Genomic DNA, 14,610 nt, shown 5'->3' with positions numbered 1-14,610 from the left:
ATTCGCACGACCGGGATGAGCCGGTCGTTCGAGTTTCCACGGGAGATATCCTTGCTTCGCCGATTCCTCCTGCTGGCCCTCCTGGCCCTCTCCGGCTGCGCCAGCACTCCTCCGCCGCAACCGTCGTCGGCACTGCCCGCCGAGGGTACCTGGCTGGCCAGGCAGGCCGAAATCCAGGGACGCGACCACCCCGGCCAGTCCGGCTTCCACCTCCTGGGCGCCAGCGAGGATGCCTTCGTCGCCCGCGCGGCGCTGATTCGCGCAGCCCAGCGCAGCCTCGACATCCAGTACTACATCGTCCACGACGGACTGACCACGCGCGCCCTCGCCTACGAGTTGCTCAAGGCAGCCGACCGTGGCGTGCGGGTACGCATCCTCATCGACGACACCGCCAGCGATGGCTGGGACTACGAGATCGGTGTGCTCTCCGCCCATCCGAACATCCAGGTGCGCCTGTTCAACCCGTTGCACCTGGGCCGCGCCACCGGCATCACGCGAGGCGTCGGCCGCCTGTTCAACCTGTCCCAGCAACACCGGCGCATGCACAACAAGCTGTGGCTGGCCGACGGCACGGCGGCCATCGTCGGCGGACGCAACCTCGGCGACGAGTATTTCAACGCCAAGCCGGAGATGAACTTCACCGACCTCGACCTGCTCGGCGTCGGCCCCATCGCCAACCAGCTCTCGCACAGCTTCGACCAGTACTGGAACAGCGCCATCAGCCGGCCGATCGAGGATTTCCTCTGGCGCGCGCCTTATCCCGGCGAACTGGAGTCGGCCCGACGCAAGTTGCAGCGCTACCTGCGCAAGGAGTCGGTGAAGGAGTCCGGCTACATCCGCCACCTGTTCGACCGCGGCGACCAGCCACGCCTGGGCAACTGGCTGGAGAATCTCACCTGGGCCCGCGCCGAGGCGATCTGGGATGCGCCGCTGAAGGTATTGAGCCGCGGCGAGCCCGACCCGCACCTATTGCTCAGTCCGCACCTGGCGGGCCTGTTCAAGGGCGTGCAGAAGGAACTGATCCTGGTCTCGGCGTATTTCGTTCCGGCCAAGGACGGTCTCAACTACCTCACCGGCAAGGCCGACAGCGGCGTCCGCGTGCGCCTGCTGACCAACTCCCTGGAAGCCACCGACGTGCCCGCCGTGCATGCCGGCTACGCGCCCTATCGGATGGCGCTGCTTGAGCATGGCGTTAAGCTCTACGAGCTGCGCGCCAATCCCGACCAGCCGCTGAGCGGCGCGCCCTGGCGCCTGCACGGATCGAGCAGCGCCAGCCTGCACAGCAAGGCGATGGTCTTCGACCGGCGCAAGGTATTCATCGGTTCGTTCAACTTCGATCCGCGCTCGATCCTGTGGAACACCGAAGTCGGGGTCATCGTCGACAGTCCGCTGCTGGCCGAGCAGGTCCGCCAACTGGCGCTGGAGGGCATGGCGCCGAGCGTCAGCTACCAGGTGCGCATCGACCGCAGCGGTAGCCGGCCGAAGCTGGTCTGGATCGATGAGCGCGACGGCCGGCCCCAGGTCCTGCGCCACGAGCCGGGTAGCCTGTGGCGACGCCTGAACGCCTGGGTTGCGGGAATGATCGGACTGGAAAAGATGCTCTGAGGGTCACTCGGAGGCTTCCAGGCCGGTCGCCTCGTCGTCCGCCGGAATCGCCCCGCGCAGCCGCACCAGCACCACGAAGCCCGCCGCGCCGAGCGCCATCATCAACGGCAGGGCGTGACCGCTGATCCACTGGCTGGCGGCGCCGGTGGCCAGCGGGCCGAGCAGGCAGCCGATGCCCCATAGCTGCGCGACATGGGCATTGGCCCGGACCAGGGCATCGTCTCGGTAGCGCTCGCCGATCAGGATCAGCGCCAGGGTGAACAACCCGCCGGCGCTGGCCCCGAACAGCACCAGCAGCGGCCAGATCAACGGCGTCTGCAGCAGCAGGGGAATCGCCAGGCTGCTCAGCAGCAGCACCAGGCCGCAGCCGCCGAACAGGCCGCTGCGCGAGACCCGGTCGGCGAGCCAGCCGATCGGCAGCTGCAACAATGCATCGCCCACCACCACGGTACTGACCATGGCCAGCGCCACCGCTTGCGGAAAGCCCTGGCGCAACCCGTATACCGGCAGCAGGGTGAGGATCATCGCCTCGAAGGCAGCGAACAACACCACCGCCCAGGCGATCGCCGGCAGGCCCCGGCAGAAGGCCCACAAACCGCGCCCGGAGGCACTGTGCGGATCGACCCTGGGCGCACCGCTGCGGCCCAGCAGCAGCAACGAGCCAGCAATCAGCAGGCAGACGCCGAACCAGAAGCCACGGTCGTCGGCGGTACCGATGAAGGTCAGCAGTACCGGCCCGGACAGTTGGCTGAGGGCGTAGCCGGTGCCGTACAGCGCGACCAGCCGGCCACGCCACTTCTCCACTGCCAACTGGTTGATCCAGCTTTCCCCGAGGATGAACACCACGGTGAGCTGCACGCCGATCAGCAGGCGCAGCAACAGCCATACCGGGTAGCTCTGCAGCAGCGCCAGCAGGCCGACGGAGGCTGCCCCGGTGAGCAGGCACAACTGCATCAGCCGCGGCGTGCCGACGCGCGCGGCGAGGCGCCCGGCGATCATCGCGCCGAGCAGCACGCCCACTGCCGGCGTGCTGGCCATCACGCCGATGGCGAAACTGCCGTAGCCCCAGCTCTCCAGGCGCAACGAGACCAGCGGCATGGTCAGGCCAAGGGCGAGGCCGATGCTGATGACTGCGGAACAGACGGCGAAATAGCTTCCCCAACGCATTGCGATTCTCCCGTTGGCACCCCGGAAGCCTTGCCGGGGCGAGCGGATATATCCGGCGCACGAAGCACAGCGGCCGGGCTTCCAGAAGGAAACCCGGCCGCGGGTGTGGCTCGAGAGAGCCGGCCCGGAAGGGCCGACCTAGGCGATCAGAGCTTGATCCAGGTCGCCTTCAGCTCGGTGTACTTGTCGAAGGCGTGCAGCGACTTGTCGCGACCGTTGCCCGACTGCTTGAAGCCGCCGAACGGAGCGGTCATGTCGCCGCCGTCGTACTGGTTGACCCAGACGCTGCCGGCGCGCAGGGCCTTGGCAGTCAGGTGCGCCTTGGACAGGTTGCTGGTCCAGACCGCCGCCGCCAGCCCATAGGGCGTGTCGTTGGCGATGCGCACGGCTTCCTCAGCATCCTCGAACTCGATCACCGAGAGCACCGGGCCGAAGATTTCCTCGCGGGCGATCTTCATCGCATTGGTCACGCCGTCGAAGATGGTCGGCTCGACGTAGGTGCCGCCGGTTTCTTCCAGGGTCCGCTTGCCGCCGGCGACCAGCTTGGCGCCGTCGTTGTGACCGGCCTCGATGTAGGACAGCACGGTGTTCATCTGCTGGGTGTCCACCAGCGCGCCGACGTTGGTTTCCGGATCCAGCGGGTTGCCCGGCTTCCAGCCCTTGAGGGCCTCGATCACCAGGGGCAGGAACTTGTCCTTGATGGAGCGCTCCACCAGCAGGCGCGAACCGGCGGTGCAGACTTCGCCCTGGTTGAAGGCGATGGCGCCGGCAGCGGCTTCGGCGGCGGCCTTCAGGTCCGGGGCGTCGGCGAAGACGATGTTCGGGCTCTTGCCGCCGGCCTCCAGCCAGACGCGCTTCATGTTCGACTCGCCGGCATAGACCATCAGTTGCTTGGCGATCTTGGTCGAACCGGTGAACACCAGGGTGTCGACATCCATGTGCAATGCCAGCGCCTTGCCTACCGTGTGGCCATAGCCCGGCAGCACGTTGAACACGCCTTTCGGAATGCCGGCCTCGACGGCCAGCTGGGCGATGCGGATGGCGGTCAGCGGCGACTTCTCGGAGGGCTTGAGGATCACCGAGTTGCCGGTGGCCAGGGCCGGACCGAGTTTCCAGCAGGACATCAGCAGCGGGAAGTTCCACGGCACGATGGCGGCGACCACGCCGACCGGCTCGCGGGTCACCAGGCCCAGCTCGGCATGGGGAGTGGCGGCGACTTCGTCATAGATCTTGTCGATCGCCTCGGCGCTCCAGCGCAGGCTGTTGGCGGCGCTGGCGACGTCGATGTGCAGCGAGTCGCTGATCGGCTTGCCCATGTCCAGGGTTTCCAGCAGGGCCAGCTCCTCGGCGTTCTCCAGCAGCAGATCGGCGAAGCGGATCATCGTCTGCTTGCGCTTGGCCGGCGCCAGGCGCGACCAGGCGCCGGAATCGAAGGCATTGCGGGCGACCTTGACCGCCTGCTCGGCATCGGCCAGGTCGCAACTGGCGACCTTGGCCAGGAAGCGGCCATCCACCGGGCTCAGGCAATCGAAGGTCTCGCCGGAGGCGGCGTTGCTGTATTCGCCGTTGACGAAGGCACGGCCTTCGATCTTCAGGTCTTTGGCGCGGGCTTCCCAGTCGGCGCGGGTCAGGGTGGTCATGACAACGTGTCCTCTTATTGGTGTTCTGGGCGCCTGGGAGACAGGCGCGCTGTCAGATTCTGCAAGGCGGGCGCGCGGCCCGTGGTGTCCGCCACCCTAAACCAGAGCAGCGCCTGTTTTCAATATATTTGACAGGAACCCCTCTAACTCCCTTGTCACGTTCATTATTTTAAACATAGACTCGCCCGGACTAGCGTCTTCATCCCTCGCGTGCAACCTGGGTGGCCCTATGACAATGAATAACGAGCCGCAGTCGAGCAGCCTCGACAACTTCTGGATGCCCTTCACCGCCAACCGCCAGTTCAAGGCGCGGCCGCGCCTGCTGGAAAGCGCCGAAGGCATCCACTATATCGCCCAGGGCGGGCGCCGCATCCTCGACGGCACCGCCGGCCTCTGGTGCTGCAATGCCGGCCACGGCCGGCGCGAGATCAGCGAAGCGGTGGCCCGGCAGATCGCCACCCTCGACTACGCCCCGCCGTTCCAGATGGGTCACCCGCTGCCGTTCGAACTCGCCGCGCGGCTGGCGGAAATCGCCCCGCCGAGCCTGAACAAAGTGTTCTTCACCAACTCCGGCTCGGAATCGGCGGACACCGCGCTGAAGATCGCCCTTGCCTACCAGCGCGCCATCGGCCAGGGCACCCGCACCCGCCTGATCGGCCGCGAACTGGGCTACCACGGGGTCGGCTTCGGCGGCCTGTCGGTAGGCGGTATGGTCAACAACCGCAAGGCCTTCTCCGCCAACCTGCTGCCGGGGGTCGACCACCTGCCGCACACCCTGGACGTCGCCCGCAACGCCTTCACCGTCGGCCTGCCCGAGCATGGCGTGGAAAAGGCCGAGGAGCTGGAACGCCTGGTGACCCTGCACGGCGCCGAGAATATCGCCGCGGTGATCGTCGAGCCGATGTCCGGCTCGGCCGGCGTGGTGCTGCCGCCCAAGGGCTACCTTCAGCGGCTGCGCGAGATAACCCGCAAGCATGGCATCCTGCTGATCTTCGACGAAGTGATCACCGGTTTCGGCCGCGTCGGCGAAGCCTTCGCCGCGCAGCGCTGGGGCGTCGTCCCGGACCTGCTGACCTGCGCCAAGGGGCTGACCAACGGCAGCATCCCGATGGGCGCCGTATTCGTCGACGAGAAGATCCATGCTGCCTTCATGCAAGGCCCGCAGGGCGCCATCGAGTTCTTCCACGGCTATACCTATTCCGGCCATCCGGTAGCCTGCGCCGCCGCCCTGGCGACCCTGGACATCTACCGTCGCGACGACCTGTTCCAGCGGGCCGTCGAACTGGAAGGCTACTGGCAGGACGCGCTGTTCAGCCTGCGCGACCTGCCCAACGTGGTCGACATCCGCGCCGTAGGCCTGGTCGGCGGCGTGCAACTGGCGCCGCACGCGGACGGCCCCGGCAAGCGCGGCTACGACGTCTTCGAGCGCTGCTTCTGGGAGCACGACCTGATGGTCCGGGTGACCGGCGACATCATCGCCATGTCGCCGCCGCTGATCATCGACAAGCCCCACATCGACCAGATCGTCGAGCGCCTGGCCCAGGCCATCCGCGCCAGCGTCTGATCCAGGCGGGCGGCTGGCGCCGCCCTGCCCCCCAACTGGCCAGCACCACAAGAACCGAGAGTCAGCATGAACATCGAACAGATCGTCGACTTCGCTCAGGCCAACAGCGCCCCGGAGCACTACAGCCCGGCGCCGGAGAAAATCCTCAAGGGCGACCCGAAACAGAGCGTGCGCAACCACTACGGCAGCCCCTGCGGGCAGTTCAACGCCGGTATCTGGGAAGGCGCCGTGGGCCAGTGGACGGTGAACTACACCGAACACGAGTACTGCGAGATCATCCAGGGCGTCTCGGTGCTGCGCGACCGGCACGGCAACGCCAAGACCGTGCGCGCCGGCGACCGCTTCGTGATCCCTGCCGGCTTCCAGGGCACCTGGGAAGTGCTCGAAGCCTGTCGCAAGGTGTATGTGATCTTCGAAGCCAAGGCCTGAGCCCCGGCTGCATCCAGAATGCTTGTTACCCTTGCCCGCCACCTGGCGGGCTTTTTTGTGCGCGGCCCGGGGTTCGTACGCCGGAAATGAAAAAGCCCGCCAGGGGCGGGCTTTTCGCAAGGTGCCGGATCAATTACTTGATCTTGGCTTCCTTGTAGATCACGTGCTGACGAACAACCGGATCGTACTTCTTGATCTCGATCTTCTCAGGCTTGGTACGCTTGTTCTTGTCGGTGGTGTAGAAGTGGCCGGTACCGGCGCTGGACACCAGACGAATCAATTCACGCATGATTCAGCTCCTTAGAATTTTTCGCCGCGGGCACGCAGGTCAGCCAGGACGGCCTCGATGCCACGCTTGTCGATGATACGCATGCCCTTGGCGGAAACGCGCAGACGTACGAAGCGCTTCTCGGACTCGACCCAGAAACGGTGGTGCTGCAGGTTCGGCAGGAAACGGCGGCGGGTTTTGTTGTGTGCGTGGGAAATGTTATTCCCGGTAACCGGACCCTTACCGGTTACTTGACAGACTCTAGACATGCCTCAGCCCTCTATAACCTCATGCCCAACCCGGCATGGGTTGGCTGCTTTAACTCAAGTTCGATACTCAGTTTCACCGGGGTCTTACCCGCTGCATCCCGACGAAGGAGAGCGTGGCCCCAGAAAAGAGCGCAGCTTTATATCAGAAAGGCGCCCCGCGCCGCAAGGGTGAAGACCATGGCGCAGCCGCGGCCCGCCTCACTGCGGGCTTCGCACCGCGGCCGTTCGTCGCCTTGCCTCGTTGTCGCTGCCCGCCGCATGGTCTAGGGTAGCGATTCAAGGTCGCCAACGGCCTTGCATGACTGCGCCCAACCGCTGCGGATGGGCATGTTAACCGTTCGAATGGAGCCCGTCATGCGCCTCGCCGCTTTCTCCCTGTTCCTCGCCCCCCTGCTGCTCGCCCAGCCCGCCGCCGCTGCCGCCTTGAGCGTGTGCACCGAAGCCAGCCCCGAGGGCTTCGACGTGGTCCAGTACAACTCGCTGACCACCACCAACGCCTCGGCCGATGTGCTGATGAATCGCCTGGTCGAGTTCGACGCCGGCAAGGGGACGGTGGTGCCCTCGCTGGCCGAGCGCTGGTCGGTGTCCGACGACGGCCTGAGCTATCGCTTCGACCTGCGCCAGGGTGTGCACTTCCACAGCACCGCCTACTTCAAGCCGAGCCGTACGCTCGACGCCGACGACGTGGTGTTCAGCTTCCAGCGCATGCTCGATCCGGCCAATCCCTGGCACAAGGTGGCGCAGAACGGCTTCCCGCACGCCCAGTCGATGCAACTGCCGGAGCTGATCAAGCGGGTGGAGAAAAGCGGCGACCACCAGGTGCTGTTCGTTCTCGACCACCCCGACGCGACCTTCCTGCCGATGCTGAGCATGGGCTTCGCCTCCATCTATTCGGCGGAATACGCCGACCAGTTGATGAAGGCCGGAACCCCGGAAAAGCTCAACGCCGAGCCGATCGGCAGCGGCCCGTTCGTGTTCAAGCGCTTCCAGAAGGACGCGGTGGTGCGCTACGCCGCCAACCCCGAGTACTTCGCCGGCAAGCCGGCGGTCGACGCGCTGATCTTCGCCATCACCCCGGACGCCAACGTGCGCCTGCAGAAGTTGCGCCGCGGCGAATGCCAGATCGCCCTGTCGCCGAAGCCGCTGGACGTGGAGAGCGCGCGCAAGGACGCCAGCCTGAAGGTCGAGCAGACGCCGGCCTTCATGACCGCCTTCGTCGCCCTCAATACCCAGCATCCGCCGCTGGACGATCCCAAGGTGCGCCAGGCGATCAACCTGGCCTTCGACCGCACCAGCTACCTGCAGGCGGTATTCGAAGGCAGCGCCAGTGCCGCCACCGGCATCTATCCGCCGAACACCTGGAGCTATGCCAGGGATATTCCCGCCTACCCGCACGCCCCCGAACAGGCGCGCAAGCTGCTGGCCGGCAAGCAGCTTCCCGAGCTGAACATCTGGACCCGCCCGTCCGGCAGCCTGCTCAACCCCAACCCGAGCCTCGGCGCCCAACTGCTCCAGGCCGACCTGGCGGAGGCCGGGATCAAGGCCAACATCCGCGTCATCGAATGGGGCGAGTTGATCCGTCGCGCCAAGAACGGCGAACACGACCTGCTGTTCATGGGTTGGGCAGGCGACAACGGCGATCCGGACAACTTCCTCACTCCGCAATTCAGCTGCGCCAGCGTCAAGTCGGGGCTCAACTTCGCGCGCTATTGCGACCCCGGCCTGGACAAGCTGATTGCCGACGGCAAGGCCGCCAGCAGCCAGGAACAACGCACCGGCCTGTACCACCAGGCGCAGAAACTGATCCACGAACAGGCGCTCTGGCTGCCCCTGGCCCACCCGACCGCCTTCGCCCTTACCCGCCAGGAGGTGCAGGGCTACCAGGTCAATCCGTTCGGTCGCCAGGATTTCTCTCGGGTCGCCGTGAAACGCTGAAGGCCACGCCCGGGAGAACCCAGCGATGGATCTCGACCGTCTCTACCTGCCGCATTGGCAGTTCAGCGAACACCACCAGCGGCTGATCGACGCGCCGGCCGCAGCGGTACTCGACGCGGTGGAAGACCTGCTGCGCTTCGACGACCCGCTGGTGCGCGCCTTCCTCGTCCTGCGCGAAGCGCCGGGAAGGCTGGCCGGCCTGCTGGGCCGGCGCAACGACCTGGCCGGCCGCCCACGCTTCGGCCTGCATGAGTTCACCCGCCTGGAGCGCCGCGCCGACCAGGCCATCGCCTACGGCCTGGTCGGCCGCTTCTGGCGCGCCGACTTCGCCCTGGAACGCATCGCGGACGGCGAGCATTTCCGCTGCTACGACCAGCCCGGAGTGGCCAAGCTCGTGCTGTGTTTCCGTTGCACGCCCAGCGCCAGCGGTACCCTGCTGCACACGGAAACCCGGGTGTTCTGCCCCGATCGCGCCAGCCGCCTGCGCTTCACCCCCTACTGGTTGGCGATCCGCCCGGTCAGCGGGCTGATCCGCCGGCGCCTGCTGGCGGGCATCGAGCGGCGCCTGGGCTGAGCCCTTCGTCGAACGCTCACAGCCAACCGTATTCGGCCAGCGACAGCGGCTCGCCGTCGCCGATGATGAAGTGGTCGAGCACCCGCACGTCGATGAGCGCCAAGGCTTCCTTGAGGCGCGCAGTGAGCTGGCGGTCGGCGAGACTCGGACGGGCGTCGCCGGAGGGGTGGTTATGGGTCAGGATCAGCGCCGCCGCGTTGTGCGCCAGGGTGCGCTTGACCACCTGGCGCGGGTAGACGCTGGCGCCATCGATGCTGCCCTGGAACAGCACCTCGAACGCCAGGACCCGGTGCCTCGTGTCGAGGAACAGGCAGGCGAACACCTCGTGCTGCTCGTGGCGCAGGCGCGCCTTGAGATAGTCGCGCACCGCCTGCGGGCTCTCCAGTATCGAATCGCGACGCAGGCGCTCGGCCAGGTGGCGCCGGCCCATCTCCAGCACGGCCTGCAATTGCGCATACTTGGCCACGCCGAGCCCGAGATGGCCGCAGAACGAGGCGAGGTCCGCCTCGAGCAGGGCACGCAGCCCGCCGAACTCGCTCAACAGCCGCCGCGACAGCTCGACCGCACTGCAACCGGTCACTCCCGTACGCAGGAAGATCGCCAACAGCTCGGCATCGGAAAGGGCCGCCGCGCCCTGCTCCAGAAGCTTCTCCCGAGGCCGTTCGGCTTCGGGCCAATCGCGGATGCTCATTCGCTTTCCCCATCGAGCCCGCCCGCTGTTCCCGTGCGGACGCTGTGCTATCTTAGCCCATCCTTTTTGCGCGGCAGACGACCTGGGGAGGCGCGTTTGCCGAAGCGCATGTCATCCATTTCCTTATTAAGGCAAGCCTATGCAGCGGCTCTATCGGAAACGCATCGTCCTCGGCGTGGGCGGCGGCATTGCCGCCTACAAGAGCGCCGAACTGGTCCGCCGCCTGCGCGACCAGGGCGCTGAAGTCCGAGTGGTGATGACCCAGGGCGGCCGCGAGTTCATCACGCCCCTGACCCTCCAGGCGTTGTCCGGCCATCCGGTGCATACCGATCTGCTGGACCCGGCGGCGGAAGCCGCGATGGGCCACATCGAACTGGCCCGCTGGGCCGATCTGGTGCTGATCGCACCGGCTACCGCCGACCTCATGGCGCGCCTGGTCCAGGGCGTGGCCAACGACCTGCTGACCACCCTGGTGCTGGCCACCGACGCGCAAATCGCCCTGGCACCGGCGATGAACCAGGCCATGTGGCGCGACACCGCGACCCAGGCCAACGCCGAGCTGCTGCGCCAGCGCGGCTTCCACCTGTTCGGTCCGGCAGCGGGCAGCCAGGCCTGCGGCGACGTCGGCCTCGGGCGCATGCTCGAAGCCGAGGAACTGGCGCAGCGCGCCGCCGACTGCTTCCAGCGCCAGGCGCTGACCGGCGTGCATGTGCTGATTACCGCCGGCCCGACCCAGGAAAACATCGACCCGGTGCGCTACATCACCAACCACAGTTCCGGAAAGATGGGCTTCGCCCTCGCCGAGGCGGCGGTGGAAGCCGGCGCACGAGTGACCCTGGTCACCGGCCCGGTGCACCTGCCGACGCCCGACCGGGTGCAGCGCGTCGACGTGGTCAGCGCCCGCGACATGCTGGCCGCCTGCGAGGCGGCGATGCCCTGCGACCTGCTGATCGCCTCCGCGGCGGTCGCCGACTACCGCCCGGAAGTGGTCGCCGCGCACAAACTGAAGAAAGACCCTACCAGCGGCGAGGGCTTGCTCTTGCAGCTGGTGCGCAATCCCGACATTCTCGCCACCCTCGCACAGCGCGAGGATCGTCCCTTCAGCGTGGGCTTCGCCGCAGAAACCGAAAACCTGCTGGACTATGCTGCACGCAAGCTGAAGGACAAGAACCTCGACCTGATCGTCGCCAACGACGTGGCCAACCCCTCGATCGGCTTCAACAGCGACGAGAACGCGATCACGGTGATCGACCGCGACCTGCATCCGAGCACCTTCGCCCAGACCAGCAAGGGCAAGATCGCTCGCCAGCTGGTCGCCTTCATCGCCGACCGCCTCAACCAGCAATGAGTTACTGATGCACTCTCTCCAAGCCAAGATCCTCGACCCCCGCCTGGGCTCCGACTTCCCGCTCCCGCAGTACGCCACGCCGGGCTCGGCCGGCCTGGACCTGCGCGCCATGCTCAAGGAGGACAGCGTCCTCGGCCCGGGCCAGACCCTGCTGATTCCCACCGGCCTGTCCATCTACATCGCCGATCCCGGCCTCGCCGCCCTGGTCCTGCCGCGCTCCGGCCTGGGCCACAAGCACGGCATCGTGCTGGGCAACCTGGTCGGCCTGATCGACTCGGACTACCAGGGCGAGCTGATGGTGTCGTGCTGGAACCGCGGCGAGTCGCCGTTCACCATCGCCGTCGGCGAGCGCATCGCGCAGTTGGTACTGGTGCCGGTGGTGCAGGCGCATTTCGAGCTGGTCGAAGCGTTCGACGAAAGCCAGCGCGGCGCCGGCGGCTTCGGCCATTCCGGCAGCCACTGACCCCGAACACAGGACGAGACGCCGAGGAGACGCGGCATGAAGCTTTTCCAGCGCACCGCCAAGGATGGGAACGAGTTGGGCGACCTGCTCGAACCGGAAAAGAAGCCGCGCAAGGCAGCGTCCGAACGCGCTGACGGCAAGGACCTGCTGCCCGGCATAGGCGCCAGCCTACTGGGCGTGGCGGCCGCCGGCGCCCTGCTCTGGTTCGGCGTCTTCGGCGGCGCCGGTGAGGCGCAGCAGCGCCAGTTGGACGCGGCCTGGGCCGAAGGCCAGGCCGGCGCCTTGCGCCAGGCCTTGCAGCAACTCGCCGCCGACACCCGCGCCGCCGCGGCCAGCCCCCTCGCCCTCGAAGCCCTGCAAAGCGGCGACGCCACCCGCATCGAGGCCGCCCAGCGCAGCCTGCTGGCCTGGGACGGCGTGGTCGATGCCCACCTGAACGCGCCCGGCCAGGCCGCCCAGGACAACGACAGCCCCGGCCCGGTCAGCTTCGCCGCCCTGGATATCCTGCACCGGGTGGAAAGTGGCCAGAACGTCGCCGCCGAAGCCTACAAGGTCGGCCAGCGCTGGTTGCTGTACAGCGCCGCGCCGGTGCGCGGCGCCGACCAGAGCCTGCAAGGCACGCTGCTGCTGGCGGTCGACCTGCAACGGCTGCTGCGCGCCCTGCCGCCCTTGCCGGGCGATGCCGGCCAGGTACAACTGGTCCAGCAGTTCTCCGGCGCACCGGCCCAGGTGCTGCTGCAACGCGGTACGCCGGCGCCGGGCAAGGGTGCGCAAGCGCTGGACAGCGGCAATCCGAACTGGAAACTGAACTACACGCCCGGCAGCGTCGCTTCGACCCAGGCCTCGCCGCTGCTGCTGGCACTCGCGGCGCTGCTGGCGCTGCTCGGCGGCATCCTCGGCACCTACCTCACCCGTTCGTCGCTGTTGCGCCGCCTGCATCAGGATGTCCTGACCCTCGGTCAGTATCTTCAGGAACTCGGCGGGCAACGCACTGCCAAACCCCCTGTGCCTAGCCTGCCGGGCTTCGCCCCGCTGATCCAGGCATTGGCCCGCCAGCCGCGGCGCAAGCCGGAGCCGACCAGCGTGCCCAGCCCTGCCAAGGCAGCGCCGGTGGCGCCGGTGGCGGTGGCGAAAGCGCCTCCTCGCGAGGAGCCGGCATTGGCAGATCCGTTGTTCCAGAACACCGACATTCTGGATATCGACATTCTCGATGAAGACCAGGACCTCCTGGGATTGGAGCAAACCCCCATCATGAGCACTGTAAAAGCACCGACGCTGCCCGCCAGCATCTTCCGCGCCTACGACATCCGTGGCGTGGTAGGCGATACCCTCACCGCCGAGACCGCCTACTGGATCGGTCGCGCCATCGGCTCGGAAAGCCTCGCCCGCGGCGAACCGTGCGTCGCTGTCGGCCGCGATGGCCGCCTGTCCGGTCCCGAGCTGGTCAAGCAGCTGATCCAGGGCCTGGTGGACTGCGGTTGCCAGGTCAGCGACGTGGGCATGGTGCCTACCCCGGTGCTGTACTACGCGGCCAACGTGCTCGAGGGCAAGTCCGGGGTGATGCTGACCGGCAGCCACAATCCGCCGGACTACAACGGCTTCAAGATCGTGGTCGCCGGCGAGACCCTGGCCAACGAGCAGATCCAGGCCCTGCGCGAGCGCATCGAGAAAAACGACCTGGCATCCGGCGTCGGCAGCGTAGAGCAGGTCGACATCCTGCCGCGCTACTTCAAGCAGATCCGCGACGACATCGCCATGGCCAAGCCGATGAAGGTGGTGGTCGACTGCGGCAACGGCGTGGCCGGGGTGATCGCCCCGCAGTTGATCGAGGCCCTGGGCTGCAGCGTGATCCCGCTGTACTGCGAGGTCGACGGCAACTTCCCGAACCACCATCCGGACCCGGGCAAGCCGGAGAACCTGAAGGACCTGATCGCCAAGGTCAAGGCCGAGAACGCCGACCTGGGCCTGGCCTTCGACGGCGACGGCGATCGCGTCGGCGTGGTCACCAATACCGGTACCATCATCTATCCGGACCGTCTGCTGATGCTGTTCGCCAAGGACGTGGTCTCGCGCAACCCGGGGGCCGACATCATCTTCGACGTCAAGTGCACCCGCCGTCTGATCGCCCTGATCAGCGGCTACGGCGGCCGTCCGGTGATGTGGAAGACCGGCCACTCGCTGATCAAGAAGAAGATGAAGGAAACCGGCGCCCTGCTGGCTGGCGAGATGAGCGGCCACGTGTTCTTCAAGGAGCGCTGGTTCGGCTTCGACGATGGCATCTACAGCGCCGCCCGCCTGCTGGAAATCCTCAGCCAGGATCAGCGTGACAGCGAGCACGTGTTCTCGGCCTTCCCGAGCGACATTTCCACCCCGGAAATCAACATCACCGTCACCGAGGACAGCAAGTTCGCCATCATCGAGGCGCTGCAACGCGACGCCCAATGGGGCGAAGGCAACATCACCACCCTCGACGGCGTGCGGGTCGACTACCCCAAAGGCTGGGGCCTGGTACGCGCCTCCAACACCACTCCCGTGCTGGTCCTGCGCTTCGAAGCGGACACCGAGGAAGAGCTGGAGCGCATCAAGACCGTCTTCCGTAACCAACTGAAGGCAGTGGATTCCTCGCTGCCCGTGCCCTTCTGACATGTCGGAGCTCC

The 14,610-nt window shown here is 66.9% G+C and carries 13 protein-coding genes; 8 read left to right on the top strand and 5 right to left on the bottom strand.

What is annotated here, in order from left to right; translation table 11 throughout:
- The first annotated feature begins 15 nt into the window (after positions 1–15).
- On the top strand, positions 16–1,605 hold the full coding sequence (locus tag FHW81_RS08295) for a phospholipase D family protein (RefSeq protein ID WP_004347289.1): 1,590 nt from the start codon (positions 16–18) through the stop codon (positions 1,603–1,605).
- A gap of 3 nt (positions 1,606–1,608) precedes the next feature.
- Here the strand turns inward: FHW81_RS08295 and FHW81_RS08290 are convergent, their stop codons facing one another.
- Positions 1,609–2,772: an MFS transporter gene (locus tag FHW81_RS08290; protein ID WP_003114355.1), complete on the bottom strand. Its 1,164-nt coding sequence runs from the start codon at positions 2,770–2,772 to the stop codon at positions 1,609–1,611.
- A gap of 146 nt (positions 2,773–2,918) precedes the next feature.
- Positions 2,919–4,412 carry an aldehyde dehydrogenase gene (locus FHW81_RS08285; protein ID WP_003098285.1) on the bottom strand — a complete coding sequence of 498 codons (1,494 nt, stop codon included), beginning with the start codon at positions 4,410–4,412 and terminating at the stop codon, positions 2,919–2,921.
- 229 nt (positions 4,413–4,641) lie between these two features.
- Between FHW81_RS08285 and FHW81_RS08280 the strand changes: the two genes are divergently transcribed.
- Both FHW81_RS08280 and FHW81_RS08275 read left to right on the top strand, forming a co-directional pair.
- The gene (locus FHW81_RS08280) at positions 4,642–5,976 is read left to right on the top strand and encodes an aspartate aminotransferase family protein (protein ID WP_004352308.1); all 1,335 of its coding nucleotides are present in this window, start codon (positions 4,642–4,644) and stop codon (positions 5,974–5,976) included.
- Between the two features lie 66 nt (positions 5,977–6,042).
- Entirely contained in the window at positions 6,043–6,405 is a 363-nt protein-coding gene (locus FHW81_RS08275) for a cupin domain-containing protein (protein ID WP_003096551.1), read from the top strand.
- Positions 6,406–6,538: 133 nt separating this feature from the next.
- Here FHW81_RS08275 and rpmG read toward each other — a convergent pair whose 3' ends face one another.
- Together rpmG and rpmB are read right to left on the bottom strand one after the other, a co-directional pair.
- Positions 6,539–6,694: a 50S ribosomal protein L33 gene (gene rpmG, locus FHW81_RS08270; protein WP_003096555.1), complete on the bottom strand. Its 156-nt coding sequence runs from the start codon at positions 6,692–6,694 to the stop codon at positions 6,539–6,541.
- Between the two features lie 11 nt (positions 6,695–6,705).
- The gene (gene rpmB / locus FHW81_RS08265) at positions 6,706–6,942 is read right to left on the bottom strand and encodes a 50S ribosomal protein L28 (protein ID WP_003096556.1); all 237 of its coding nucleotides are present in this window, start codon (positions 6,940–6,942) and stop codon (positions 6,706–6,708) included.
- A gap of 354 nt (positions 6,943–7,296) precedes the next feature.
- On the opposite strand from rpmB, the gene FHW81_RS08260 reads away from it, so the two are divergent.
- On the top strand, positions 7,297–8,877 hold the full coding sequence (locus tag FHW81_RS08260) for an ABC transporter substrate-binding protein (protein WP_003098288.1): 1,581 nt from the start codon (positions 7,297–7,299) through the stop codon (positions 8,875–8,877).
- Between the two features lie 25 nt (positions 8,878–8,902).
- Complete coding sequence (locus FHW81_RS08255; RefSeq protein WP_003098290.1) at positions 8,903–9,451, top strand: hypothetical protein; 549 nt, start codon at positions 8,903–8,905, stop codon at positions 9,449–9,451.
- 16 nt (positions 9,452–9,467) lie between these two features.
- Here the strand turns inward: FHW81_RS08255 and radC are convergent, their stop codons facing one another.
- The gene (gene radC, locus FHW81_RS08250) at positions 9,468–10,142 is read right to left on the bottom strand and encodes a RadC family protein (protein ID WP_003096559.1); all 675 of its coding nucleotides are present in this window, start codon (positions 10,140–10,142) and stop codon (positions 9,468–9,470) included.
- Positions 10,143–10,281: 139 nt separating this feature from the next.
- Here radC and coaBC point away from each other — a divergent pair, with 139 nt between their 5' ends.
- From coaBC to FHW81_RS08235, 3 genes are read left to right on the top strand one after another with little or no spacing between them, the layout of a single operon-like run.
- Positions 10,282–11,490, top strand: a complete 1,209-nt coding sequence (gene coaBC / locus FHW81_RS08245) for a bifunctional phosphopantothenoylcysteine decarboxylase/phosphopantothenate--cysteine ligase CoaBC (protein WP_003114358.1) — start codon at positions 10,282–10,284, stop codon at positions 11,488–11,490.
- Positions 11,491–11,497: 7 nt separating this feature from the next.
- The gene (gene dut, locus FHW81_RS08240; RefSeq protein WP_003098293.1) at positions 11,498–11,953 is read left to right on the top strand and encodes a dUTP diphosphatase; all 456 of its coding nucleotides are present in this window, start codon (positions 11,498–11,500) and stop codon (positions 11,951–11,953) included.
- A 36-nt stretch (positions 11,954–11,989) separates the two neighbouring features.
- Positions 11,990–14,596 (top strand): phosphomannomutase/phosphoglucomutase, encoded by a 2,607-nt coding sequence (locus FHW81_RS08235; RefSeq protein ID WP_023122882.1) that lies wholly within the window; start codon positions 11,990–11,992, stop codon positions 14,594–14,596.
- Positions 14,597–14,610 lie beyond the last annotated feature (14 nt).

Origin of the sequence: Pseudomonas sp. RC10-4-2, from assembly GCF_050433085.1 — a bacterium.
Taxonomy (GTDB): Bacteria; Pseudomonadota; Gammaproteobacteria; order Pseudomonadales; family Pseudomonadaceae; genus Pseudomonas; species Pseudomonas aeruginosa.
The sequence above is the reverse complement of the archived record's forward strand: the minus strand, read 5'-3'. Positions and strand labels throughout refer to the sequence as shown.